At 62.8% G+C, this 26,421-nt stretch carries 16 protein-coding genes and 1 pseudogene; 12 read left to right on the top strand and 5 right to left on the bottom strand.

All coding sequences use genetic code 11. The features are described from left to right. The first annotated feature begins 10 nt into the window (after positions 1-10). The 5 genes and pseudogenes from astB (at position 11) to JAB1_RS22585 (ending at position 8,975) form a co-directional block, all read left to right on the top strand. Positions 11-1,324: an N-succinylarginine dihydrolase gene (astB, locus tag JAB1_RS22605; protein WP_070281815.1), complete on the top strand. Its 1,314-nt coding sequence runs from the start codon at positions 11-13 to the stop codon at positions 1,322-1,324. A 187-nt stretch (positions 1,325-1,511) separates the two neighbouring features. Then, positions 1,512-6,241, top strand: a pseudogene (locus tag JAB1_RS22600) (NAD-glutamate dehydrogenase domain-containing protein). Beyond that, entirely contained in the window at positions 6,241-7,254 is a 1,014-nt protein-coding gene (locus JAB1_RS22595) for a succinylglutamate desuccinylase (protein WP_070281814.1), read from the top strand. The pseudogene JAB1_RS22600 and the gene JAB1_RS22595 overlap by 1 nt, the downstream one beginning before the upstream one ends. A 149-nt stretch (positions 7,255-7,403) precedes the next feature. Continuing rightward, positions 7,404-8,366: a DUF2167 domain-containing protein gene (locus tag JAB1_RS22590; RefSeq protein ID WP_099389328.1), complete on the top strand. Its 963-nt coding sequence runs from the start codon at positions 7,404-7,406 to the stop codon at positions 8,364-8,366. A gap of 99 nt (positions 8,367-8,465) precedes the next feature. Then, a complete protein-coding gene (locus JAB1_RS22585) occupies positions 8,466-8,975 on the top strand; it encodes a DUF1993 domain-containing protein (protein WP_070254768.1) in 510 nt (169 codons plus the stop codon). Positions 8,976-9,084: 109 nt separating this feature from the next. Here the strand turns inward: JAB1_RS22585 and JAB1_RS22580 are convergent, their stop codons facing one another. Further along, the gene (locus tag JAB1_RS22580) at positions 9,085-9,645 is read right to left on the bottom strand and encodes a glycine zipper 2TM domain-containing protein (RefSeq protein WP_070281813.1); all 561 of its coding nucleotides are present in this window, start codon (positions 9,643-9,645) and stop codon (positions 9,085-9,087) included. 161 nt (positions 9,646-9,806) lie between these two features. Between JAB1_RS22580 and JAB1_RS22575 the strand changes: the two genes are divergently transcribed. The 6 genes from JAB1_RS22575 to JAB1_RS22550 all read left to right on the top strand — a co-directional run bounded on the left by JAB1_RS22575 (position 9,807) and on the right by JAB1_RS22550 (position 18,832). After that, positions 9,807-10,919: an NADH:flavin oxidoreductase/NADH oxidase gene (locus JAB1_RS22575; protein WP_070281812.1), complete on the top strand. Its 1,113-nt coding sequence runs from the start codon at positions 9,807-9,809 to the stop codon at positions 10,917-10,919. Between the two features lie 160 nt (positions 10,920-11,079). After that, positions 11,080-12,663, top strand: coding sequence for an ATP-binding cassette domain-containing protein (locus tag JAB1_RS22570; RefSeq protein ID WP_070281811.1), 1,584 nt, complete (start codon positions 11,080-11,082; stop codon positions 12,661-12,663). Between the two features lie 254 nt (positions 12,664-12,917). Beyond that, positions 12,918-13,376 carry a RidA family protein gene (locus JAB1_RS22565; RefSeq protein WP_070254760.1) on the top strand — a complete coding sequence of 153 codons (459 nt, stop codon included), beginning with the start codon at positions 12,918-12,920 and terminating at the stop codon, positions 13,374-13,376. A gap of 116 nt (positions 13,377-13,492) precedes the next feature. Further along, positions 13,493-14,923 (top strand): amino acid permease, encoded by a 1,431-nt coding sequence (locus JAB1_RS22560; protein WP_034778907.1) that lies wholly within the window; start codon positions 13,493-13,495, stop codon positions 14,921-14,923. Positions 14,924-15,342: 419 nt separating this feature from the next. Next, entirely contained in the window at positions 15,343-16,815 is a 1,473-nt protein-coding gene (locus JAB1_RS22555; RefSeq protein ID WP_080753216.1) for an amino acid permease, read from the top strand. A gap of 67 nt (positions 16,816-16,882) precedes the next feature. Further along, positions 16,883-18,832, top strand: coding sequence for a S9 family peptidase (locus tag JAB1_RS22550; RefSeq protein ID WP_254672200.1), 1,950 nt, complete (start codon positions 16,883-16,885; stop codon positions 18,830-18,832). Here the strand turns inward: JAB1_RS22550 and JAB1_RS22545 are convergent. Both JAB1_RS22545 and JAB1_RS22540 read right to left on the bottom strand, forming a co-directional pair. Beyond that, positions 18,820-20,994 (bottom strand): FUSC family membrane protein, encoded by a 2,175-nt coding sequence (locus tag JAB1_RS22545; RefSeq protein WP_070281810.1) that lies wholly within the window; start codon positions 20,992-20,994, stop codon positions 18,820-18,822. The two genes, JAB1_RS22550 and JAB1_RS22545, sit on opposite strands and share 13 nt — an antisense overlap. Positions 20,995-21,084: 90 nt before the next feature. Continuing rightward, on the bottom strand, positions 21,085-22,773 hold the full coding sequence (locus JAB1_RS22540) for a M14 family zinc carboxypeptidase (RefSeq protein ID WP_070281809.1): 1,689 nt from the start codon (positions 22,771-22,773) through the stop codon (positions 21,085-21,087). A 150-nt stretch (positions 22,774-22,923) separates the two neighbouring features. Here JAB1_RS22540 and JAB1_RS22535 point away from each other — a divergent pair, with 150 nt between their 5' ends. After that, positions 22,924-23,493 (top strand): hypothetical protein, encoded by a 570-nt coding sequence (locus tag JAB1_RS22535; protein ID WP_070281808.1) that lies wholly within the window; start codon positions 22,924-22,926, stop codon positions 23,491-23,493. A gap of 68 nt (positions 23,494-23,561) precedes the next feature. Here JAB1_RS22535 and JAB1_RS22530 read toward each other — a convergent pair whose 3' ends face one another. Both JAB1_RS22530 and JAB1_RS22525 read right to left on the bottom strand, forming a co-directional pair. Then, positions 23,562-25,715, bottom strand: a complete 2,154-nt coding sequence (locus JAB1_RS22530) for a S46 family peptidase (protein WP_070254752.1) — start codon at positions 25,713-25,715, stop codon at positions 23,562-23,564. Between the two features lie 307 nt (positions 25,716-26,022). Next, on the bottom strand, positions 26,023-26,292 hold the full coding sequence (locus JAB1_RS22525; RefSeq protein WP_034778894.1) for a GlsB/YeaQ/YmgE family stress response membrane protein: 270 nt from the start codon (positions 26,290-26,292) through the stop codon (positions 26,023-26,025). Between the last annotated feature and the right edge of the window lie 129 nt (positions 26,293-26,421).

The raw sequence follows: 26,421 nt of genomic DNA, 5'->3' as shown, positions 1-26,421 counted from the left end.
CATGCCCTCCATGCACAGCACGCGCGAATACAATTTTGACGGCCTGGTCGGGCCATCGCATAACTATGCCGGACTCTCGTTCGGCAACGTGGCCTCGTTCAGCAATGTGAAAAGCGCTTCGAATCCGAAGCAGGCCGCCTTGCAGGGCCTGGCCAAGATGCGCGCCCTGGCCGCGCGCGGCTTTGCGCAAGCCTTGCTGCCGCCGCAGGGCCGGCCGAATTTCCGCCTGCTGCGCGCTATCGGTTTCACGGGCACGGACGCCGAAGTGCTGGCGCGCGCCTACAAGGAGTCGCCCGTCATCCTGGCCTGCGCGTATTCCGCCTCGCCCATGTGGACGGCGAACGCCGCCACGGTCAGCCCGTCGGCGGACACGCAGGATGGCCGCGTGCATTTCACGGCCGCCAACCTGAATAACAAGCTGCACCGCGCCTTCGAGCACGCGCAGTCGGCGCGCAGCCTGCGCGCCATTTTCAGCGACGACAAGCACTTCGCCGTGCACGATGCGCTGCCGTCGACGCCGGCCTTTGGCGACGAGGGCGCGGCCAACCACACACGGTTGGGCGCAAGCCACGGCGCGCCATCCGTTGAATTGTTCGTGTATGGTCGGGTGGAGTTCGATCCTTCCGCGCCATCGCCGAAGCGCTATCCCGCGCGCCAGACCCTGGAAGCGTCGCAAGCCGTGGCGCGCCTGCATGGCCTCGATGCGAAACGCGCCGTGTACGTGCAGCAGAACCCGGACGTGATCGACCAGGGCGTGTTCCATAACGACGTCATCGCCGTCGGCAATGGCAATGTGCTGTTCTATCACGAGCAGGCGTTTGCCGATGAGGAGGCAAGCCTGTCGCAGCTGCGCCGCGCCGTCGCCGCCACGGGCGCGCAACTGGATGCGCTGCGCGTGGACACGGGCCAGGTGCCGATCCAGGATGCGGTGACCAGCTATCTGTTCAACAGCCAGCTGCTGACGAAAGAGGGCGGCAAGATGGCGCTGGTGATACCCCAGGAATGCCAGGAAAACCGCGCCGTGTCGCGCTACCTGGAAGGCCTGGTGGCCAGCGGTGGACCCATCGATGAACTGATACATTTCGACCTGCGCCAGAGCATGCGCAACGGCGGCGGGCCCGCCTGCCTGCGTTTGCGCGTGGCCCTGACGGAAACCGAGGCGCGCGCCATGCACCAGGGCGTGATCATGACGGAAACGCTGTACCATCGGCTGGTGCAGTGGGTGGAAAAACACTACCGCGACCATCTGGAGCCGGGCGACCTAGCCGAATCCGCAAAAACTGGCGACTGGAAAAGTGCAATGCGGCGCATTGAAAGAAATTGAACGATCATCCTCAACTTAACCGGGATTGTACGACTTGTAGGCGATAGAAAACACACAGAAAATCCGAGACAGACTATCCGCAACACAGAATTGGACGGGCGACCCCCGTCTCTTGACACCGCTGCCGCCCAGCCACAAGCCCGAACGACAGCGTTGGACATTCACATTACCGTAATGGAGATGCAAGATGAATCACACGCCACAAGATTTGCGTACACAAACGCTGGAGTTGATTAACGCGGCTGGCAATGCAGGCAAGGCGGCAGCGCCTGTCGTGCAGCTGGTGCAGGCATGGCTCGACTCGCTCGACGCCGAAGACCTGGCCGATATCGCGCCCGACAGCCTGGCACCTGTGCTGGTTGACGGCTTCACGCAAGCGGCCAAGCGCACCGGCAGCGGCTGCCAGATCGCCACCCTGCGTTATGCGGATGGCCGTGGCGGCATGGCGAGCGCCTTGCTGATCCTGAACGAAGACATGCCTTACCTGGTCGACTCCATCGTCATGGCCATGCGCCGCCAGCACCTGGCAGTGCGCGGCGTGATGAACACCGTGCTGCCCGTGCGCCGCGCCGCTGACGGCAGCGTCGAAGCGGTGCGCCAGCCGGGCGACCCGCTCGAATCGTATGTGCTGGTGCTGCTCGACGAAGAGCTGGCGCCGGAAGCCCTGGCTGCGCTGGTCGCCGCCCTGGAGACGGTCGCGCGTGACGCCGCGGTGGTGCGCCGCGATAGCGCCGCCATGAGCGAGCGCCTGGCCGCTGTCGCCACGACTGCCGCCCAGCATGGCGAAGAAGGCGCGGAAGTGGCCGCCTTCCTGGAATGGGCACGCAGCGGCGGCGCTTTGAAGTGTTCGGCTACGCCTACTACCGCGTCAAGCCGGGCGTGCGCGAACTCGAACGCGACATCCCGAGCCGCGTCGGCGTGCTGCAGGATACGGCGCACCCCGTCTACGGCACCTGCCTGGCGAATATCCCGGGCGACTTCGACACCCTGGCCAAGCGCGACTCGGCGCTGTCCATCGTCAAGGCTGACGTGGCAGGCACTTTGCACCGCGATCAGCAGCTGGACTTCATCGGCGTGCGCGACATGGATGCGCAAGGCGCGATCCTGGGCGAGCATTGTTTCGTCGGCCTGTTCACCCGCGCCGGCAACTCCACTCCGCTGGCGGCACTGCCGTTTGCGCGCGGCCGCGTGGCCAAGGTACTGAGCCTGGCAGGCGTGCGCCAGCAAGGCTTCCGTGCCGAGAAATTCCGCGAAATCCTCGAATCGCTGCCGCGCACGGAAGCGCTGGAAGCGGACCTCGACTGGCTGGCGCAAGTGTGCGGCGCCGTCGTTTCGCTGTACAAGCAGCCGCGCACCAAGGTCTTCGCGCGCCGCGACGTGTACGCGCGCCACCTGAACGTGCTGGTCTACCTGCCGCGCGAGCGCTACAGCGCCAGCGTCGCATCGAGCCTGGCAAAGGCCCTGCAAGCCAGTTCCGGCGCCACGCATGTGAGTACGCAGACCCTGGTGGCCGACGGCCCGCTGGCGCGCGTCTACCTGATCGCGCACGCCGCGCGCTACCCGCTGGACCTGGAAACGGACATCGAACAGCCGCTCCTGAGCGTGCTCGATGGCTGGCATAACGGCTTTGCCGCCGTGGCCGACGCCGTGCCCGACGTGGCCCTGCGCACCAGCCTGCGTAAACTCTGCGCTACCTTGCCGCTCGATTACGTGGCCGCCACCGCGCCGGCCGTCGCCTTCCGCGACCTCGACACCATCCTGCGCAACACCGATCCGGCGCACGTGGCCGTGCGCATCGAAACGGGCGCCGTTACGACGATCCGTTTGTACTCGGCCAACAAGGTACCGCCGCTGTCGACCATCCTGCCGGCCCTGCACAATGCGGGCGTGGCGATCGACCGCGAACAGGCGTATTCGGTTTCGCTGTCCGACGGCACGCGCTATTTCGTCACCAGCCTGACGGTCGATTCCGCCAGCGCGGCGAAACTGGCGCAGCCATCCGTCGTCGCCGTGGCGCAGGAGCTGTTTGCCGCCCTGTTCAACGACACGGCCGAAGATGGCCGCCTGAATGGCCTCGTCATCGAAGGCGGCTTGTCGACGCGCGAAGTGCAACTGGTGCGTGCCTACACCAGCTACTGGCGCCAGACGGGCAGCCGCTTCTCGGTGCGCTACATTGCCGAAAGCCTGCGCAAGCAGCCGGCCCAGGTCAAGGCCCTGGTCGAAGCCTTCCTGCAGCGCTTCGATCCAGCGCTGTCCGACGCGCAGCACGCGGCCGCCCTGGAAAGCATCGCCGCCATCAAGGCCGGCCTGCCCTCCGTGAACCATGCCGATACCGAGGAAATCCTCGGCGCGCTGGCCGACCTGATGGCCGCCACCCTGCGCACCAGCTACTTCCAGAACAATCAAGCCGGCGACAAGATCATCTTCAAGTTCGACACCAGCAGCCTGGCGCTGGTGCCGGAACCGCGTCCTTACCGCGAGATTTTCGTCTTCTCGCGCCGCTTTGAAGGCGTACACCTGCGCGGCGGCCCTGTCGCCCGTGGCGGCTTGCGCTGGTCCGACCGCATGGAAGACTACCGCACCGAAGTACTGGGCCTCGTCAAGGCCCAGATGGTCAAAAACGCCGTCATCGTGCCGGCCGGCGCGAAGGGTGGTTTTGTCTGCAAGATGATGCCGAAGGACGCCGTGCGCGAAACCATCGCGGCTGAAGGCGAAGCCGTCTACCGCCTGTTCATTTCCAGCCTGCTGGAAGTGACGGACAACCGCTCGCTGGGCAATATCGTCCCGCCAGTCGATACCGTGTGCTTCGATGAAGCCGATCCATACCTGGTGGTCGCTGCCGACAAGGGCACGGCCACGTTCTCGGACATCGCCAACGGCATCGCCGTGCAGCGCGGCTTCTGGCTTGGCGACGCGTTCGCCTCGGGCGGCTCGAACGGCTACGACCACAAGAAGCTGGGCATCACCGCCAAGGGCGCATTCGAAGCCGTGAAGCGCCACTTCTATGAAATGGACCACGACCTCAATACCACCCCGATCACCATGGTCGGCGTGGGCGACATGTCGGGCGACGTGTTCGGCAACGGCGTACTGCTGTCGCGCCAGCTGAAATTGGTGGCCGCATTCGACCATCGCCACATCTTCCTCGACCCGACACCGGACGTCGCCGTTTCGTTCGAAGAACGCGCGCGCCTGTTCGCCTTGCCGCGCTCCTCGTGGGACGACTACAACAAGGACTTGATCTCGGCAGGCGGCGGCGTGTATCCGCGTTCAAGCCGCACCATCGAGCTGTCGCCGCAGATCCGCGCCGCGCTCGATATTCAAGAGACCTCGCTGGCGCCGGAAGAACTGATGCACCGCATCCTGAAGTCGCCCGTGGACCTGTTCTACAACGGCGGCATCGGCACCTACATCAAGGCTTCGACGGAGACGCACGCACAGGTGAAGGACCGCGCGAATGACCATATCCGCGTCAGCGGCAATGAGCTGCGCGTGAAGGTCGTGGCCGAAGGGGGGAATTTGGGTGCGACGCAGGCCGGCCGCATCGAATTCGCGCTGGCGGGCGGACGCATCTTTACCGATGCGATCGACAACTCGGCCGGCGTGGATTGCTCGGACCATGAAGTGAACGTGAAAATCTGGCTGGACGTGGAAGTCAATGCGGGCAAGCTGACGGAAGCGGAACGCAATCGCGAGTTGTATGCGATGACGGACGACGTCGAACGCCTGGTCTTGCGCGACAACACGCAGCAGACGCATTTGCTGGTACGCGAGTTGCAGGCGCAAAGCGAAAGCGCCGTGCAGGATGGCTATGCCGCCCTGATCGCCAGCCTGGAAGAAGAGGGCGCCCTGTCGCGCGAGCTGGAGCAGCTGCCATCGGTGGCCGAACTGGCACGCCGCAAGCTCGATAACCGTGGCTTGACCACGCCGGAACTGGCGGTGGTGATCGCCAACGTGAAGAACCGCTTCAAGCGCATCCTGTCCGCGCTGCCGTTGACGGATGAAACGTGGGCCGAGCCGGTGCTCAAGCCTTACTTCCCATCCTTGCTGGTGGAAACCCGTTCGGCGCTCGACCACCCGCTGGCCAACGCCATCCTGGCGACCGTGCTGGCCAATGAAGTGATCAACCGCTGCGGCCCGCTGATGATCCGCAACCTGGCGGCGGAGCATGGCGTGGACGAATCGGCCGTGATCCTGGCCTGGGGCCAGGCCTGGGTGGCGCTGAACCTGGCGCCCGTGTTCGACGCGCTCGACGCCGATGCGCTGACGGTGCCGCGCGACGTGTCGATCAAGGTCGACGCACAAACGCGCGTGCTGCAGCAAACGATGATCGCCGGTGTCCTGTCCGTGCCGGCCGAGCAATTGCGCGGCGCCGGCCTGGCCGAACTCACGCGCCTGTTTGGTGCGGAATCGAAGCGCGAGCTGCTGAAAGCCGTCGGCATCAAGTCGGAAGCAGCGCTGGTGCCGGGCCTGACGCCGGCCTTCGTCCAGGCGTGGGATGCGGTCGATGCGCTGGAAGTCGTCGCCGGCTTCCTGTTCCCGGCCCTGTCCGTGCCGCGTCCTGCGGCGATGGACCTGGCAGCCTTCCTGCAAGTGGGCCTGGCCCTGCGCAGCCAGGCGGGTATCGGCACCCTGGAACGTGGCCTGAAGCTGGCCGCGCAAGGCAAGTCGCAGGAGCAGTTGCGCAACTACGCGCAGCAAGCCCTGCGCCGCACGCAACAGCGTCTGCTGACGCAGGTGCTGGCGCGCGCCGAGCAAGGTAATGCCGGCCAGGCCGTCGATGCCGTGACGGGGGCGCTGGGCTTGTCGGCCTATGTGGCGGCGACGGAACTGGAGCAAGCCATGCTGGACGTGTGGACCTTGTCGGAAGCCGTGAATAAAATCACGACGAAATCCACAGCGGAAGCGGCGGTGTAATGACGCAAGAAGTACGACAAGCTGGACAGGGCGCTGGCGGCTTGCCGCCGGCCGTGCAGGCGCTGGCGCAGGCCGATTTCAGCGGCGTGGCGCAGTTGTTCGCCAACGCCGGTTTTACGGTGGCCTTGCCGGCGCCCGGCATGCTGCAGGTCGTCAAGCCGGGAGAAGGGCGCGCCAGCGTGGCCGTCTCGGTGGGCGTGCATGGCGACGAAACGGGGCCGATCGAAGTGCTGGCGCATCTGCTCGATGCGCTGTCGCGCGATGCATCGACGCTGGCCGTCGATCTGCTCGTCTGCGTGGGCAATGTCGATGCGATCCGGGCCGGCAAGCGTTTCATCGACGCCGACCTGAATCGCATGTTCCGCCCCGTGCGGGGAAGCCTGGCGCAAGCGGCGGAAAGCGCGCGCGCCGATGAAATGATCGCCGCCACGGCAGCGTTCTTTGAAGCGGCCGGTCCCGTGCGCTGGCACCTGGATTTGCACACGGCCATCCGGCCTTCCGTGTACCCCACGTTTGCCATCGTGCCCGACCTGGTGGCCGACGACGCCAAGGCGCAGCTGATAGCCTGGCTGGGCCAGGCGGCCATCGGCGCCATCATCATGAATCCGCAATCGGCCGGCACCTACAGTTATTACTCGGCCGAGCATTTCGGCGCGGCCGCCAGCACGGTGGAACTGGGCCGCGTGGGCACCCTGGGGCAGAACGATCTGTCCCTGTTCGATGACGTGTCGCGGGCGCTGGACGGCTTGCTGCTCGGCTTGCCTGCGCAACCGGTCAAGACAGCCCCGCACGTGTTCAAGGTGGCGCAGGAAATCATCAAGCACAGCGATGAGTTCCGCATGGCGTTTGACCGCAGCACGCAAAATTTCACGTCCCTGCCGCTGCATGCCGTGATCGCCAGCGATGGCGAGCAGGTGTACACGGTGCAGCATGCGGAAGAACTGGTGGTGTTTCCGAACCCGGACGTGCGCGTGGGCTTGCGCGCGGGGCTGATGGTGGTGCGCGTCTCTTGATTGTCCAGTAATCGTCTAGCCTCACAGGCGCCAGCCGGGGAAACCCGCCTGGCGCTTTTTTCATGGGAAAAATGCCGCACGGAAATAATTATCCATTAGGCAATCAGTTGATTTAAAATATTTACCCTTTGCAATTTTTTGGACCGATCATGTTGAAACGCCTGCTGACAGCCCTGCTGTGCCTGACCCTTTCCAGCCTGACGGCTGCCGCCCCCGCCGAAGAGAAGGCAGCCGCACCGGAAATGACGGCCGAGCAATTCCTTGCCCAGTTGCACCTGCAGCGCGGCAAGATCACCTTGCCAGGCGGCATCGCCACCCTGGATTTGCCCGCCAGCTTCCGTTATTTGTCGCCGGCGGACGCCGAGCGCGTGCTGGTCGATGCCTGGGGTAATCCGCCGGGCATGGAATCGCTGGGCATGATCGTGCCTGCCAAGACCAGCGTGCTCGAGCGCGACAGCTGGGGCGTGGTGGTGACGTATGAAAAGGAAGGACATATCAAGGATGACGATGCGGACAGCATCAAGTACGACGAATTGCTCAAGGATATGCAGGCGTCCGTGCTGGAAAACAATGCGGAGCGCAAGAAGCAGGGGTATCCCGGCATCCATCTGATGGGCTGGGCGGAAAAACCCAGCTATGCCAAGGATACGCACAAGCTGTACTGGGCCAAGGATTTGATGGTCGATGGCGGCGAGCATTCGCTGAACTACAACGTGCGCGTGCTGGGCCGCGAAGGCGTGCTGAACCTGAACGCGATTGCCAGCATGCAGCAGATCGAGGCGATCAAGAAAGAGATGCAGCAAGTGACGGCGTTCACGGAATTTACCGACGGTAACCGCTACACGGATTTCGACAGCAAGACGGACAAGGTGGCTGAATATGGCCTGGCGGCGCTGGTGGCCGGCGGCGTGGCCAGCAAGCTGGGCTTGTTTGGCAAGCTGCTGGCGCTGCTGCTGGCCTTCAAGAAAGTGTTGCTGCTGGCGCTGGTGGGCGGCGGCGCGGCCATCGTCAAGTTTTTGGGCGGCAAGCGCAAGGAAAAGCAGGCGCCGCAGGCCGAACCTGCGGAACAGCCCGGCCATGCGCCGGATGGCAAGGTGAATCTGGAAAAGTAGAACGAACTGAGCTGATCCGTGCGTCGGCGCACATGCGCGCGCTGCCGGAAGACGACGCCTCGGGTACACTGGCTCATCGTTCACTATCAGGAGTTCGCCATGTCCGTGTCCATGTATCAGGCAACCATTCCCGTCTTCATCCGCGGCTTGCGGGTCGTCTCGGCCCTGCTGGAAAAAGCGCAAGCCCATGTGGAGGAAGATGGCATCGTGCCCGAGATTCTACTGGGCGCGCAGCTGGCGCCCGACATGCTGGACCTGACGGCGCAGGTGCAGCGCGCCAGCGATACGTCGAAGATGTCGGTCGAACGCCTGAGCGGCGTGCCGGCGCCGAAGTTCGAGGATAACGAGGCATCGTTCGAGCAGCTGCAAGAGCGCATCGCCAACACCATCGCCTATATCGACAGCGTGAATGCTGGCCAGATGGCGGGCAGCGCGCAGAAGGAAGTCGTGCTGAACTGGACGGACGAGGGAACGACATTCTCGGGCGACAATTACCTGCTCAGCTTTGCCTTGCCGAACTTCTATTTCCACGTTTCCATGGTCCACGCCATCCTGAGGAACAATGGCGTGGCCGTGGGCAAGCTTGACTATCTTGGCCCTTACGATTGACAGGCCTGAAAAACCGTCGCGAGTGGCGATGATTTGTGGCCGAGAAGCGCAACTGTGCTGAAGCACAGTGAGCATCGCAGGCCGCAAAGCGCGACGCGCAGCAGGTTTTTTATCGCTGTGGCTGCTGTTGGACCTGGTTCTGCACAGCATTGCCCAGCATGCCGCCGCCGATCACGCCGGCCACCGTCGCCAGCGCCTTGCCGCGGCCGCCTCCGACCTGATTGCCGATCAAGCCGCCGATGACGGCGCCCGTGCCGATGCCCACGTAGTTGGGTTGTGCCGGTGCTGGCGCAGGCACTGGCTGCGGCTGGCGTACGGGTTCGCGGTAGGCTGTCTCGCGGTAGCCATCGTCATTGTAGGCAGGACGCGATTGCGCCACTTGCGTATGGTGCACGACGCGCTTGCGCACGACAGGCGCCGGAGCTGGTGCTGGGGCCGCTTGCGCGACGACAGGCGCGGCTACCGGTGCAGTCACGGGAGCAGTCGCGGGCGCTGCCAGGGCTGCGGCGCTGGCTGGCGTCATGGCGGCCACGTCGGCAGGCACGTTCGCCCGCGAATTGGGCAGGATGCCGGCGATGGACGCTGCGCCCACCAGGCACAGGACCGTCACGGAAATGGCGGCGCCGGCCATCAAGGGGTGGATGCGGCTGGCGGTATTCGTCGTGTTCATGTGTTCTCCTGGAGTGGCACTGCGGGTGTTATTGATGTGTCCAGATTAACGGTCTCCTCGCCGCAAGGCTAGACGGTGCGCTGTATCAAACGTAAGCAGGTGTAAGGCCCCGATCGCCAAAGCGCAGTAGAATCGGTGCTTCCCCTTTTCCGGAGTCCGCCATGAGCCAGCTATTCACGCCATATGCACTGGGGCCGCTGCAGGTGGCCAACCGTATCGCCATCGCGCCCATGTGCCAGTACTCGGCCGACAACGGCAACGCCACCGACTGGCACATGATCCACCTGGGCCACCTGGCCCTGTCCGGTGCGGGCTTGCTGATGACGGAAGCGACGGCCGTCTCGCCCGAGGGACGCATTTCGGCCGAGGACCTGGGCCTGTGGTCGGACGCGAACCAGGCGGCGCTGGCCAAGGTGGTGCAGGCGATCCGCCGCCACTCTCCGATTCCGCTGGTGGTGCAACTGGGCCATGCGGGACGCAAGGCGTCGAGCCGCGCGCCATGGCAGGGCGGCGCCTGCGTGCATCTGGCCGAGGGCGGCTGGCAAACGGTGGCGCCGTCGGCGATCGCCCACGCACCCGGCGAAACCGTGCCGATCGCTCTGGACGAAATGGGTTTGCTGCAAATCAAGGGCGCCTTTGTCGCGGCCGCCCAGCGCGTGCATGCGCTGGGCATCGAGGGCATCGAATTGCATGCGGCACACGGTTATCTGCTGCACCAGTTCCTCTCGCCGCTGGCCAACCACCGCACGGATGCGTATGGCGGCAGCCTGGAAAACCGCATGCGTTTTCCGCTGGAAGTGTATGAAGCCGTGCGCGCCGCCGTGCCGGCCACGGTGGCCGTGGGCGTGCGCCTTTCCGCCACCGACTGGGTCGATGGCGGCTGGGAAATCGAACAAAGCGTGCGCTTCGCGCAGGAACTCAAGCAGCTGGGCGCCGACTTCATCCACGTCTCCAGCGGTGGCATTTCGCCCCAGCAGCAAATTCCCGTGAGTCCCGGCTACCAGGTGGCGTTTGCCGAACGCATCAAGCGCGACAGCGGCTTGCCCACCATCAGCGTGGGCTTGATCACGGAAGCGCAGCAGGCGGAAGACATCATCGCCAACGGCCAGTCCGACATGGTGGCGCTGGCGCGCGCCATCCTGTTCGATCCGCGCTGGCCCTGGCACGCGGCGGCCCAGCTGGGCGCGCAAGTGTCGGCGCCACCGCAGTACTGGCGCTCGCAGCCGCGCGAATTCAAGCACCTGTTCGGCGACACGACCCTGGGCCAGCGCTGACCCGGCTGTCTCTGCTACACTGACGCTTCTCCCCATTTCTCCAGGACGCTTCGACATGCGCCATTGATACTGCCGTGCTGTGCACGGCCTCGCCCATCCCGCCACAGCGCCTTGCGCCGCGCGGGTTCGCCAGCCCTGTCTGCACGTACAAGGAGTATCCATGCCCGCATTACTACAACTCGACCGTCTTTCCTTCGTGCTGCCCGATGGCCGCACCCTGTTTTCCGATTTGCAATTTTCCTTTGCCCCGCAACGTATCGGCCTCGTCGGCGATAACGGCGTGGGCAAGAGCGTGCTGGCGCGCCTGCTGGCGGGCCAGGCGCAGCCGTCTTCCGGCGCCGCGCGCTGTGACGGCAGCGTGCATTACGTGGCGCAGGAACTCGATCCGCAGCACTATCCCACCGTGGCGGCCCTCGCTGGCGTGACCAGCTTGCTGGCGGCGCTGGATCGCATCGCGCAAGGCAGCATCGACGAAGCCGATTACGCCCTCGTGGGCGAACGCTGGGATGCCCATGCCCGCCTGCGCCAGGCGCTCGATGCGCTCGATTTGCGCCATGTGGGTGCCGATACGCCAACGGCCAGCCTGAGCGGCGGCGAGCGCCAGCGCATCGCCTTGCAGGGCGCCTGGCTGTCGCAGGCGGACTGGCTGGTGCTCGATGAACCGAGCAACCATCTCGATGCGCAGCAGCGCGTCCGCCTGGTGGCGCAGATGGCGCGCTGGCCTGGCGGCTTGCTGCTGGTCAGCCATGACCGCGGCTTGCTCGAGCACGTCGATGAAATCGTCGAGCTGTCGCCGCAGGGCTTGCGCAGCTATGGCGGCAATTACGCGATGTATGCGCAGCAGCGCGCGCTGGAGCAGGCCGGTTTTGCGGCCGCCCTGCAGGCGGAAAAGGCTGGCGCCAAGCGTGAACAGCGCGAAGCACAGCAGCAGGCAGAACGGCAACAGAAACGGGTGGCGCGCGGTGAACGCGAGGGCCGCGAAGGCAATCAAAGCAAGCTCCTGCTCGACGCGCGCAAGGAGAAAAGCCAGGATAGCCAGGGCAAGCTGCGCTTGCGCGCGCAAGAGGCGCAGCAGGCGCGTCAGCAAAGGGTGATGGACGCCAGCGCCCGCTGCGCGCCCGAGACCGAACGGTTGCTGCTGGCACCCGACAGTGCCGTGCCGAACGGCAAGCTGCTGCTGGAGCTGCGCGAATTGGTCTTGCCGCATGGCCAGGCGCAAGCCATCAACCTGGTACTGAACGGGCCGCGCCGCCTGGCCGTGACGGGCGACAATGGCAGCGGCAAGTCGACCCTGCTGCGCGTGATCGCCGGACAGCTGGCGCCCGCCAGCGGCGAATTGCGCTGCCATGCCAGGGTAGCCTGGCTGGACCAGCATGCGGGACTGCAGGACGGCGAGTGGAGCGCCGTGCAGCGCTTGCAGGAACGCCATAGCAGCATGCCGGAAGGCGAGCTGCGCACGCGGCTGGCGCTGCTGGGCATTGCCGGCGCGCGCGCCACCATGCCCAGCCGTTTGCTCAGCGGCGGCGAGCGCATGAAGGTGGCGCTGGCGGCCGAGCTGTATGCGCAGGCGCCGCCGCAACTGTTGCTGCTTGACGAGCCTGACAACCATCTGGACCTGGCCAGCCTGCAGGCGCTGGAGCAGATGCTGCTGCAATATCAGGGCGCGTTACTTGTGGTTTCGCACGACCAGGCATTTCTGGATGCGATAAACCTTGACCCGGAGGGCTTGACATTGCACAAGTGACAATTTAATGAAAAAAGTCACGCTCGATGCCTGTAGAGCATGCTTCATGAACCGATGCTGAATTTTGTTTGATTGTCGGTATAATCCACTGAATAACCGGGCCTATTTGTGAACTAAAACTGCTGGTTCACCAATATGATGACGTTTAATCTGGCACTGTTGTCGGTCACAGCCGCGCTGCCAGGGCGTCATCCTCCGTGCCCTGCCGTGCATGAATTTTGGTTTCGCTTATATTGTTTTCTTGGAGAAATAGCATGTCGTTTTACGAAAAACTCAAAGCCCTCAACATCGAACTGCCAGTCGTTGCCGCACCAGCTGCCGCCTACGTGATGCATGCCCGCACGGGCAACACCGTCTTCCTGTCCGGCCACCTGGCCAAGAAGGATGGCAAGGTATGGGTGGGGCAGTTGGGCAAGGATGTCACGACGGAAGAAGGCAAGATCGCAGCGCGCGGCATCGCCATCGAACTGATCGCCACCTTGCAAGACGCCTGCGGCGGCGACTTGAACAAGGTCAAGCGCATCGTCAAGGTCATGAGCCTGGTCAATTCCACTTCCACATTCACGGAACAGCACCTGGTGACCAATGGCGCCTCGGAACTGTTCGTCGAAGTCTTCGGCGACAGCGGCAAGCACGCCCGCTCCGCCTTCGGCGTGGCGCAAATCCCGCTGGGCGCTTGCGTCGAGATCGAGCTGATCGCCGAACTGGCCTGATCATCTGAACATGCCGGCGCTTGCCGCCGGCGCGCCTTTTCCTCCTTTCCAGCAAGAGCGGAACCGCCATTGGGGTGGAGGGATCGGTGTATTCAAGAAAAAAACGGAGACACGTAATGAAAACGAGTGAACAAGGCTTGCACCGCGGCCTGGGCGAGCGGCAGATCCGCCTGATGGCGCTGGGTGCCGCGATTGGCGTGGGCCTGTTTTTGGGTTCCGGCAACGCCATCAAGATGGCTGGCCCCGGCATCATGCTGTCGTACATCATCGGTGGCGCGGTCATCTTCATGATCATGCGCGCGCTGGGCGAAATGGCCGTGCACAATCCCGTGGCCGGCTCCTTCAGCCGCTATGCCCAGGATTACCTGGGTCCCCTGCAAGGCTATCTGACGGGCTGGAACTACTGGTTCCTGTGGCTGGTCACCTGCGTGGCGGAAATTACCGCCGTTGCCATCTACATGGGCATCTGGTTCCCCGACGTGCCGCGCTGGATCTGGGCCCTGGCGGCCTTGGGCTCCATGGGCGCCATCAACCTGCTGGCCGTGAAAGCCTACGGCGAGTTCGAGTTCTGGTTCGCCCTGATCAAGGTGGTCACCATCATCCTGATGATCATCGGCGGCACGGGCATGATCATCTTCGGCCTCGGCAACGACGGCGTGGCCATCGGTATCTCGAACCTGTGGACGCATGGCGGCTTCTTCCCGAATGGCGCGCAGGGCGTGCTGATGTCGCTGCAGATGGTGATGTTTGCCTACCTGGGCGTGGAAATGATCGGCCTGACGGCTGGCGAAGCGGCGAACCCGAAGAAATCAATTCCCGACGCCATCAATTCCGTGTTCTGGCGCATCCTGATTTTCTATGTCGGCGCGCTGTTCGTCATCCTGTCGATCTATCCATGGAATGAAATCGGCACCACCGGCAGCCCCTTCGTGATGACGTTCGAACGCCTGGGCATCAAGACGGCCGCCGGCATCATCAACTTCGTCGTGCTGACGGCGGCCTTGTCGTCGTGCAATGGCGGCATCTTCAGCACGGGCCGCATGCTGTACAACCTGGCGCTGCAAGGCCAGGCGCCCAAGGCGTTTGCGGAAACCACGGCCAGCGGCGTGCCGCGCCGCGCCATCCTGGTGTCCGTCGTGGCGCTGCTGATCGGTGTGCTGCTGAACTACATGGTGCCGGAAAAAGTGTTTATCTGGGTCACCTCGATTTCCACCTTCGGCGCCGTCTGGACCTGGGGCGTGATCCTCGTCACGCAGATCCAGTTCCGCAAGACCTTGACGCCGCTGGAAATCAAGAACCTGGCCTTCCGCATGCCGTTCGCGCCTTACGGTTCCTGGATTTCGCTGGCTTTCCTGGCGCTCGTGATCGGTTTGATGGCGTATTTCCCCGATACGCGCATCGCCCTGATGGTCGGACCAGCCTGGCTGATCCTGCTGACGGTGCTGTACTACGTACTGGGCCTGGCGCCGAAAGAGCGGCGCGATGACGTGCCGCAAGGCTACGAGGCGGGCTGGCCGCCGGCCGATGCGCCGCAGGGCAAGAAGTAATCCGGCTCGGCTGAGCTGAACCGAAAGCGCGCCCCTGCTCCAGCAGTGGCGCGCTTTTTCTTTCATATTGGCAATTCCATGTTCCCCTGGCGCCAGTGCGCGTTTTGCGGCGCACGCCTGGCGTTGTTTCCTTGCATCAAACTTCTGTTTAGCTGAGCCGATGAAAGCCCTATAATCGCTTAGTTTTGAAAATGGACGCGATCTTTCCGGTTTTTTGCCAGGTAGGGCCGGAGCGCCGTTTTTAAGTGTTTTTACCCGTCATGTTTCGAACGACACCTGACAAAACCGTAGCGAGCGGATGCGAGTTGTGGCTAAGAAGCGCAGCTGTGCGAATGCACAGTGAGCATCGCAGGCCGCAAATCACGACGCGCAGTAGGTTTTGGCAGGTGTTCAAGTGCATGCCTCATAAAGGAATGCTAGTGAGCCAAACCCTGGTCCAGAAACTTTGCCGCACCAAGCCGATCGATACCACGGTCGAATATGGTGAAGGCCTCAGCAGCAGTGGCTTGAGCCGGTCCATCGGCCTGTTTTCCCTCACCATGATCGGCGTCGGCGCCACCATCGGCACGGGCATTTTCTTTACCATGGTCGAAGCCGTCCCCAAGGCGGGCCCATCGGTCGTCCTGTCTTTCCTGATCGCCGCCATCACGGCCGGCTTGACGGCCTTGTGCTATGCGGAATTGTCATTCCGCATACCCGCCTCCGGCTCCTCGTATTCGTTTGCCTATGCCACCGTGGGCGAGTTTCTTGCCTTCATCATGGCCGCCTGTCTGCTGCTCGAATACGGCTTGGCGGGCAGTGCCGTGGCCATCGGCTGGTCGTCCTACCTGAACAACTTCCTGGAAAACGCTTTCGGCTGGCACATCCCCGAGATGCTGCGCACGCCGATGATCGTTTCCGGCCCGCATGGCATGGAGTTTCATGCCGGCCACATCAACCTGCCGCCGATCTTTTTGATCTGCATGTGCGGCTTTTTGCTGCTACGCGGCGCCAAGGAATCGGCCCTGATGAATGCCATCATGGTCATCATCAAGCTGGCGATCCTCGTATTTTTCATCGTCATCGCGTTTTCCGGCTTTAACGCCGACAATTTCTTCCCCTTCTTCAATGCCGACAACAGCAAGGGCTTTGCCGGCATGACGGGCGTCACAGCTGCGGCCGGTACTGTCTTCTTCTCCTTCATTGGCCTCGATACGGTGGCGACGGCGGGGGATGAAGTGAAAAATCCCACGCGCAATGTGCCGCGCGGCATTCTCGGCGCCTTGCTCATCGTCACCGTGTTTTATTTGCTGGTGGCCGTGGCCGCCCTCGGCGCACAGCAGGCGAAATTGTTCGAAGGCCAGGAAGCGGGCCTGGCGGTGATCCTGCAAAACGTCACGGGCAAGACCTGGCCCGCGCTGGTGCTGTCGGCCGGCGCCGTCATTTCCGTCTTCAGCGTGACCCTGGTGACGATCTACGGCCAGACGCGCATCCTGTTTGCCGTCAGCCGCGACGGCCTGATCCCGAAATCGTTCCAGAAAATCCACCCGCGCACCCTGGTGCCGGTCAGCAATACCATCATCGTTTGCTTGGTGGTGGCCGTGGTAGCCGGTTCCGTCGATGCCACTTACTTGTGGGACATGGTCAGCATCGGTACCCTGACAGCCTTCATGGTGGTCTCGATCGCCGTGCCCGTGCTGCGCCACAAGCAGGGCGCCAACCGCATCGAAGGCTTCAGCGTGCCGTTCGGCCCGTACGTGATTCCTGGCCTGAGCATCCTGGCTTGCCTGTACATCATGCGCGATTTGCCGCATACGACGTTTGTCGTGTTCAGCGTGTGGATGGCGGTGACGGTGGCCATTTACTTCCTGTACAGCATGCGGCATTCGCATCTGGGCAAGAAGGCCCGCTAATGCAGTCTGTTCCATCCAAAACCGCCGCGCTTGCCGGCGGTTTTTTTTATTTCTAACCGGAATTTACATGATGAAAATAACTGATTTGGCCGTTTGGGGCTTGCTGGCAAGCAGTCTTCTGGGCAACACGGCACAGGCCGCCCCTGCAACGGAACCGGCATTGCGCGATTACCGCGCCGTGGCCCTGTCCGCGAATGGCCAGCGCATCGCCGCCATCGAATCGAGCAAGGCGGGCGAGCAGCCGCAGCGCCCGCATGCGGCCATCGTCGTGCGCGACGCCGCCAACGGCGCCATCGTGCAGCAATTCGATCCGTGTGCCGTGTGTTCCTATGACAAGCCCAGCTGGTCGCCCGATGGCCGGCAGCTGGCTTTCATTGGCTACGACGCCAAGGCGGGCACGGCGCAGCTGTACCTGGCCACCCTGTCGCAGGCGCAGGCGCGTGTGTTGACCACTATCAAGGGCGTGGCCAGCACGGTGCGCTGGTCGCCGGATGGCAAGCAGCTGGCCCTGCTCGCGACGGTGGGCGCGCGCAAGCTGGCCGGTGCCGTGGAGGCTGGCGTGCGCCAGGTGGGCGAAGTGGGCAGCGAAGACGATGCCCAGCGCATCGCCGTCGTGCCGGCCAGCGGCGGCGAGCCGCGTCTGCTGTCGCCAAGCGACACCTATGTGTATGAATACAGCTGGACGCCCGATGGCCGCGGCTTTGTTGCCACCAGCGCGCAAGGCAATGGCGACAGCAACTGGTGGGTCGCCAAGCTCAGCCATATTGATGCGGCCACGGGCGCCCTGCGCGTGATCGCGTCCCCGGCCATGCAGCTGAACCTGCCTTCCGTCTCGCCGGACGGCAAGACGGTGGTCTTCATCGGCGGCCTGATGAGCGATTTCGGCTCCATCGGCGGCGATCTCTACACCGTGCCGCTGGCCGGCGGCACGCCGCGCAATCTCACACCTGACTATCGCGGCACCTTCAATGGCGTCGTCTGGCGCGGCGCCGGTTTGCTGGCAACGGCCCTGATCGATTCGCAGCTGGCGTTGGTGCCCGTCGATGCGCAAAGCGGCCCGGCCCGACCGGTGATGCTTGGTGAACTGAGCAGCAGCGGCAGCGACGGCCGCTTGTCGTTCAGCGCCGACGGCCAGTACGCTGCCGCTGCCCAGGAAGACTTTACGCATGCTTCCTACCTGGTGGCGGGACCGGTGGGCCAGCTGAAAAAGATTACGCGCGACAATGACGGCTTTGCGCCGCAGTTGACGGTGCAGAACGTGGGCTGGAACAACGAGCAATACAAGGTGCAAGGCTGGCTGCTGGGGCCGTTGAAGACGGACACAGGCAAGCGCTACCCGATGATCGTCAACGTGCATGGCGGGCCCGGTGCAGCCGCCTCGCCCCGTTATGTGGGGGCGAGCACCCTGATCCATGAATTGACGCAAAAAGGCTATTTCGTTTTCCTGCCCAATCCGCGCGGCAGCTTTGGCCAGGGCCAGGCATTTACGCGCGCCAATATGGCCGACTTTGGCGGCGGCGACTGGCGCGACATCCTGGCTGGCATCGATGCGGTGCAAAAAGTGGCGCCCGTCGATGGCCAGCGCCTGGGCCTGATCGGCCATTCGTATGGCGGCTTCATGACCATGTGGGGCGTCACCCACAGCGACCGCTTCAAGGCGGCCGTGGCCGGTGCCGGCGTGTCGAACTGGATCAGCTATTACGGCCAGAACGGCATCAACCAGTGGATGATCCCGTTCTTTGGCGCCTCCGCCTATGACGATCCGGCCGTCTACCGCAAGGCTTCGCCCATCGAATCGATCAAGGCGGCGAAGACGCCGACCCTCATCTACGTGGGCGAGCGCGACGTGGAAACGCCGGCGGCCCAGTCGCTGGAATTCTGGCACGGCTTGCGCGCCATGGGCGTACCGTCCAGCCTGTTCATCTACGATGGCGAAGGGCACTCCTTCCGCAAGCCCGAGCACCAGCGTGACTTGCAGAAACGTACTATCGGCTGGTTTGAGCGCTATCTGAAATAGATCCCGGGGATTTGGCGCGGTGTGACAATATGTACGATCGCCGCGCTATGTATCACGATCTTGTCGGCATCTGCCTGCAACAGGCGGATACGCCGCTGCACCAGCGGCCAGCCTGACCAGGCCACGTCGCTGACGGGCGGCGCGGCAGGGGGAGCCAGCGGCGCGCTGATCGTCGCCTGGTTGTCGAGCTGCTCCAGCGCGCGCGACAGGGTCAAACACACTTGCGTATGGCTGTGGCTGAGCAAGGCGTTGACGGGCGCGACAGGCAGCTGGCTGGCGTGGCGTCCCAGGATGGAGCGCAGGGCCGCGACGTGGGCCACCAGCAAGTAATTTTGCACGATGAACAGGTTGATGTCTTCCACGGCCCGCTGCTTGCTGGCCGGTTCGTCGAGCATGCGCACCAGCGCCGAGCTGAGCGCGGCCAGGCTGTCCATCAAGCGCTTGCGCTCGATGCGGTAGGCGAAATCATCGAAACACTTTCCCTGCAACAGCGCGAAGCTGGCCTGCATATAGCTGAGGTTTACATTGAGCACCTGGCGCACCAGGCGTGGCAGGCTCTGGTATTCCCAATTGGCCAGCACAAAGCTGAACACTGTGGCCACGGCTGCGCCGATCAGGGTATCGATCAGGCGTTCGCTGACGAGGTTCGGGTTGCTGGGCGCCACCAGGTGCATTTGCAGCAAGATCATCAGGCTCACGGCGATGGCCGTGTAGCGGTAGCGCAAATAGATGAAGGTGGGCGTGGCCACGATGGAGAGGAACAAAATGGCCATCAGCACGATATTGCTGTGCACGAAGCGGATCACGATGGCCGTGATCACGCAGCCGATGATGGTGCCGATGATGCGGTCGGCGCGGCGCTGCCGCGTCATGCTGAACGTGGGGCGCAGGATGATGACGATGGTGAGCACAATCCAGTAGCTGTGGGCCGCATACGGCAGCCAGTGTCCGATCAGCAAGCCTACCGAGATCGCCATCGATACGCGCAGGGCGAAGCGGAACACGGGCGACTCCAGGCGCAGATTCGACAGCAGGGTTTTCAGTTCATATTTCTGCTGCGACAAGAATGGCGCCATGTCCGCGCCGCTCCAGAACGGTACGTTGTCGTAGACTTTCTGGCTGGCCAGGTGCAATTCCGCGATCATTTTCAGAATGGCGCGGATCTTGTTGCGCTGCGCGCGCAGGGTGGCCAGCGCTTCCTGCGCATTTTCTCCCTTTGCCTGCAGGCGGGCAATTTCTCCTTCGATGTCGGCCCATTCCTTGTCGTAACTGATCTGCGCATACGAGGCGCGCTTGCGCGTGACGGCGTAGGCCACGGCTTCGATGTCGCGCGCCGCCTTGTAGGCCAGGTCGTGCAAGGATTTCAGCACGTCGGAGTCGGCCAGGTGCTGGCGCAGCAACGCGTAATCCGTGTGCGTGGAAAGGATCAGTTCATATAAATCGAGCATGCATACGTGCACCTGCACGACGATGGCATCCTTGCTGTTCTTGTGGCTGCGCAAAATCAGGTCGCGCGATGCTTGCTGGCGGTCGGCCAAAATGCTTTGATGGCGCACCAGCTTGTTGAACTGCTCCGTCAGATTGAAACGCGTGTCGTAGAAATCGGCCTTGATATCGATGTAGGCGGCCAGTTCGAACAGGGCTTCGGCCAGCACTTGCTGCTTGATGCGGTGGCGCAAGACCCAGGCGATGGCCATGGCGTAAGCCAGATAGATGAGGCCGCCGAGCATGAACAGGCCCGCGTGGTGGAACGATTGCTGCCACGTCATCTGGTGCTCCATCGACATGGTCATGATGAACAGGGCGGCCAGTTGCAAGGGCATGGATTTCTTGCCATACACCACCATCATGCTGGCAAGGAAACTCACGAGCACGAGCACCGTCATCAACAGCCACTGCACGGGGCCGCACAGGCTGATTAACAAAGTGACGGCGCTGCACAGCAGCACGGAAGCGAGCATTTCATTGAACTTGTGGCGCAGCGGGCTGGGCATGTCCATCAGGGTCGTGCACAGGGCGCCGATGCATACCGTCATGGCGGTGGCGCTGTCGCTGATTTCCTGGGTCAGCAAGGCCAGGCCGATGAGACCGATGGCCACGCGCAAGCCCAGATAAAAATAATGGCTGTAAATAAAGGTGCGCAGGTTCAGTGCGTAGTGCATGGGATTACCTTGTGGGTAGGGCACAGAAAGAGGCGCCGCACCGGGGTCTCCGATGCGGCGCCAGGATGTTGCAGTTGCTACAGCCCGGATTTACATCAGGGCGATCACTGGGTAGCGCCGCCATTCTGGCTCGGCAAAGCGCTGGCAGTGTGCAAAGATGAAGTTCAGCACGGCTTCCTGATTGCTCCGCAAGGCGGGATTGGCAGCTTTCCAGTCGGCAAACTTGGCCGCCAGCGCCGGTTCATCGCGCAGCAGTTCGGATGCCATGTCTTCGAAAACGTAATCGGAAAACGCTTCTTTCTTCTCCAGCACGCTATTGAAGAAACCCCAGCGGAAGAAGCTGTCATGCGCCTGCGGCTCCAGCGTTTCCACGGCGTAGCGGGCGTTGTCCTGATCCAGGCTGACGACATAATCGCCCGCTTGCACGGTGAACTGGCCCGTGCGCGCTTCGAGTTCTACATGGTCGTGGAACATGTGGCCTTCGTAGGCCGTGGCGCGCGTGCCGACAGAGGCGATGTGGTAGTAGCGGGCCGTTAGCGTCTGTTCGGTGGTGATGCGGCTCATTTCGACGCCGTTCCAGCGCAGCCGTTCGATCACTTCGCGCCACGCTTGCGGCACGATATAGGCTTTCGGCGCGGCCACGGTGACGTCCGCATCGAAGCGGTTGTAGTAGGCGATATCGCGTTCCCACGGCTGCGAGCGGTCGTAGGACAGGCGCTGGTAGTCACCCAGCAGACTCGGCGTGTATTGCGCCGCATAGCCCTTGAAGGGGAAGGTCGACGGCTGCTCTTCATTCATGGCCCAGTGAATCGGCCATGCGGCTTGCGTGCGGCCGGCCGCCTTCGCTTGCGCGCGCAATTGCTTGATCTGTTCGCCATGTTTGACCGTGAACGCCATGGTGATGTCGAGCAGGGCGCGCATGGAAGCGTAGCGGTCGGCAAACGGTTTCAGCATGTGCGTTTCCGGCATGAAACCGATGACGTGATGCAAGGCCGCAAAGCCGGTCGAGAAACGGGGCACTTCGAGGAATTCGGCAATGCCGTGGTCGGGGCTATCCTTGACGGGGTTCACGTACGGGCAGGTGGGCCAGCCAGCGTTTTCCATCTGCGCAAAGATGTGCGGCAGCATGGTGTCTTGCAGGAAGGGGCCCAGGCCGTTGCCCAGCTTATCCGTCTGCGTGTGGATCAGGGTCATCGTGTACGGATAGTCGGCGCCGTTCGACGTATGCGTGTCGACCATCACGTCCGGGTCCCAGCTGGCCAGCAGGCGGTTGAACACTTGCGCGTTCAGGCTGTCGCACTTGATGAAGTCGCGGTTCAAGTCCAGGTGGCGGCTATTGCCGCGGAAACCGAATTGCTCCGGGCCATCCTGATTCACGCGCGATGTATTGGCGCGGTTCAGGCTGCCATCGACGTTGTAGATCGGAATGAACAGCAAGACGGTGCTGCCCAGCGCCGCCAGGCGTTCCGGCTGCGTGCAGAGGTCGCGCACGATGGCCATGCAGGCGTCGATGCCTTCCGGTTCGCCCGGGTGGATGCCGTTGTTGTTGAAGAACACCGTGCGGCCCACGCGTTTGATCTGTTCGCGGTCAAACACGCCGTCCGCGCTGACGACGCCAGCGTGGACGGGCACGCCCGAGTCGGACAGGCCGATCTGTTCGAAGTGCAGCACTTGCGGATAGCGTGCGGCAAGATCTTGATAGAAGGTGATGCATTCCAGCCAGGTCGTGGTCTGGTTGTGGTTACCGAGTTCGTAGGTCGTGCGCAAGTCTGGTGGCATAGCGGTCTGAGTCTGGGAGGGGGAAGGCGCGCTGGGTAAGTACGCCCGCTAGGGGCCAATTGTAGCACCGGCGCTCTTGCCTTGAGGCGCCGCAGGGGCTTGTTGCTGTACTTGTGTTATGAATACGTTTCACGCACGAGGGGAGGCGGCATGGGCAAGTCGGCGATGGCGGCGCTGGTGTGGTGGGTTTGCCTGGCGGCGCAGGCGGCGCCGTTGCGCTTGCCTGCGGGCAAGGAGCCTGTGGCGCAGGGCGGGTCTGTCACGGCTGCCGCGCAGGGCGCGCTGATACGCTACCGGGGCTGGCTGCTGGCCGTCGATGGGGCCGTGCCGGAAGAACGGCCTGACATCGTGCTGACGTCGGCGCAGGCGCGCCACGCGCCGCTGCTGCGGATCGGCGCCATGCAGCGCAGCCTGCCCCTGTGGTCCGCCTTCGAGCTCGTCAAGGGAAGCGCGCGCCTGCGCATCACGGCGCTGCCGGGGCCGGATGAGCTTTCCGCGCTGCTGCTGGACTTTGGCGATGGCGACTACCGCATCGTGGTTCCCGCCGCCGGCATCGCGCGCCATGCTTATCCTGCGCTGGCGCAGCGCTTTCCCGGCGCCGACCTGGCCTTGCTGCTGCAGGATGGTCGGCGGGTCATGCTGCCGCTGGGAAGTGGCAGGGCGCAAGTGTTTGGCGAAGAGCAAGCCGTACCTTACCGTTTTACCAAAGTAAAACGTTAGGCGAAAAAAAGCCACTCCCGCGGGAGTGGCTCAGGCTAAAGCGCCCGTTGCCGGGTTATTGCTTCTTGTTATTCAGCGCCCATTTCTTTCAGCAGGTTGTCTGCGTGGTCGATGTGTTTCATGTTCCACAGCATGTAGCGCAGGTCGACCTGGATCGAACGGGTGTTGGCCTTGTTGTAGTCCCAATCGGAAATGATCGAGTCCAAGGTGCCATCGAAGGCCAGGCCGATAAATTCGCCTTTGGCGTTCAGGGCAGCCGAACCGGAGTTACCGCCGGTGATGTCCAGGGTGGCCAGGTAGTCGACCGGCACGGTTTTCAGCTTGGGATCGACGAATTTACCGAAGTCCTTGGCTTTGATCGCGGCCAGTTGATTCGCCGGTGCATTGAACTCGCCCTGGCCCGTGGCTTTGGCAACGACGCCATTGACGGTGGTGAAGGCAGACCAGGTGGTGCCGTCGGCGCCGTGGTCACGGCCGGCTACTTTGCCGAACGTGACGCGCAGGGTGCTGTTGGCGTCAGGATAGACGGCTTGGCCTTTGCTCTTCATGAAGGCAATCTTTGCTTTCATGTAGTTGGCGTAGGCTTGCTGGATCTTGCCTGCCAGTTCTTCGTCTTCCGCTTCGTTTTTCAGCGAATCCGGATACATGGCGACGGCTGCCTGGATGAAGCTGTCCTTGCTGGCCTGGAATTCGGCTGGCGTGCGTTTCAGCCACGCTGCGCGTTCTTCCTTGTCGGCCAGCTTGCTGCCGGCATACAGTTTGTCCAGGGCGGCGGACAGGTCGGCTTGCGACATGCCGTCCTTGATGCCGATGGCGGCGTCAAAGCTGGCGCGGCGTTGTGCTGCCGGTTGCGCGGCGTACTTGGTCAGGCTGTTCAGTACCAGCGCCTTGTCGACTTTTTCATCGTAGGTGCGCTCGACCGACGTGATGCTCGACGACAGACGTGGCAAATCGCGCGTCTGGTAGCCGGACTTGCGTTCCGTGTCAGCCTTGGTGCCTTCGTTCGACAGGCGGTACAGGCTGCGTGCCGTGTTCAGCAGGCGTGGCTGTGCGTAGCTCAGGAAGAAATCGCGCTTGGTGTCGGCATCGCGCTCGGCGATCAGCTTTTCCACTTGCTCGATGTCGCCGGCAAATTCCGCCTTGCGGGCAGCATTCGCGTTGACCCAGGTTTTCAGGGCTTCGTGTTCCGTCGTCTTGCGCGCCAGGAAGTCGCTGCCGGCGTAGGAATCCAGCATGCCTTGGCGGTTCTTGTAGTAATTGTTCACGCCAGCAACCTGGCCCGCGTATTTCAGGGCAACATCCTTGTTGTCCTTGGTTTCGCGCGCGATGATGGCCAGGGTTTCGCCCGACGCTTTCACGAAGGCCGGGTAGTTCCAGTCAAACGTGTACGCCACTTCCGATGGCAGGCGGTGGCGGTTGGTGCGGCCAGGGTAGCCGAGGACCATCACGAAATCGCCTTCTTTCAAGCCATCCTTGGCCAGTTTCAGCACGTGCTTCGGCTGGTAAGGCACGTTGTCCTTGCTGAAGTCGGCAGCTTTGCCGTCTTTGCTGACATAGGCGCGGTAGAAACCGTAGTCGCCCGTGTGGCGTGGCCACATCCAGTTGTCGGTGTCGCCGCCGAACTTGCCGACGCCTGCTGGAGGCGCGTGCACCAGGCGCACGTCGCGGATTTCCAGTTGCTTGATCAGGTAGAACTCCAGGCCGCCGTAGTAGGCGGACACGGTGCAGCGGAAGCCCGCTTCTTTTTCGCATTCGGCCACCAGTTTCTTCTGGTTTTTCTCGATCGCGTCGATGCGTGCCTTGCCTTGCAGCTTGGCCACGTCGGCGGTGATGATCTTGTCGCTGACATTGGTCACGGCCGAGGTCACGAAGATGCGGCTGCCCGGGGCGGCTGGCAATTCTTCAGCGAACGTCTTGGCCAGGAAACCGTTGGCCAGCAAATCGCGCTCTTTGGTCGAATTGACCGCCACGCTGTTGTAGACGCAATGGTGGTTGGTGGCAACCAGGCCTTGCGGCGAGACGAACGAAGCCGAGCAACCGCCCAGGCTGACGATGGCGCCCATGGGGAATTCGGTCAGTTTGGTCAGGTTGGTCGGATCGAGTTTCAGTCCGGCCGCTTTCAGTTCCTTGGCCACTTGTGGCAGCTGTTGGGGCATCCACATGCCTTCGTCGGCGTGTGCGAAGTTGCTCAGGATGGCGAGCGCGATTAAAGATTTTTTCATTCGAGTTCTAGTCTTTTACATGAAGGGAAGTCGGAACCAACGTGTACCCAGTGTTTTTTCTCAGCGGGCGACCTAGAGTATCCGTATCGAACTCGCACTAGTCAATCACATTTTCCCGAGGGCATGTTTGTAGTTACTTGTAAAAATTGCACTATTTTCGGCATTGCAGGGGCAGGAGTGGGCTGCGAACGGGCATTTTCTCGTGCCGCGGCTGTGGTATTGTCCATACAATTGTCTTGCCGGCAATAAAAAATGGCCGGGCGCTTGCGCGGCCCGGCCACTTGCTGATGCGTTGCCATGTGTCTGCTTAGCGTATTTTGCCGCGGCGCAAGAGATTCACGATGCCCAGCAGGATCACGGCGCCCAGGAACGAGACCAGCAGAGAAGCCAGGCTGAAATTGTCGCTATTGATGGTGCCCGTGCCGAACAGGGGGGCCAGCAGCCAGCCGCCGAGGAAGGCGCCGACGATGCCGACGACGATATTGAGGAAGATGCCCTGTTGCGCATTCGTTTTCATGACCATGCTGGCCAGCCAGCCGATGACGCCGCCAATAACGATCCAGATAATGAAATTCATGTAGTCCTCCGCGCGGTGGATAAGTGGGTGTGCCATGTCAGAACAACATCATGCCAATGGATAGTGATGCCGCACGATAGAAAAGTCCAGCGGATTCGCGCAGTGCATGCAAAAGCCCGCCTGGCTGCG

This window comes from Janthinobacterium sp. MP5059B, assembly GCF_001758645.1.
GTDB lineage: Bacteria > Pseudomonadota > Gammaproteobacteria > Burkholderiales > Burkholderiaceae_D > Janthinobacterium > Janthinobacterium lividum.
This window is presented reverse-complemented; position numbering and strand designations above follow the sequence as displayed.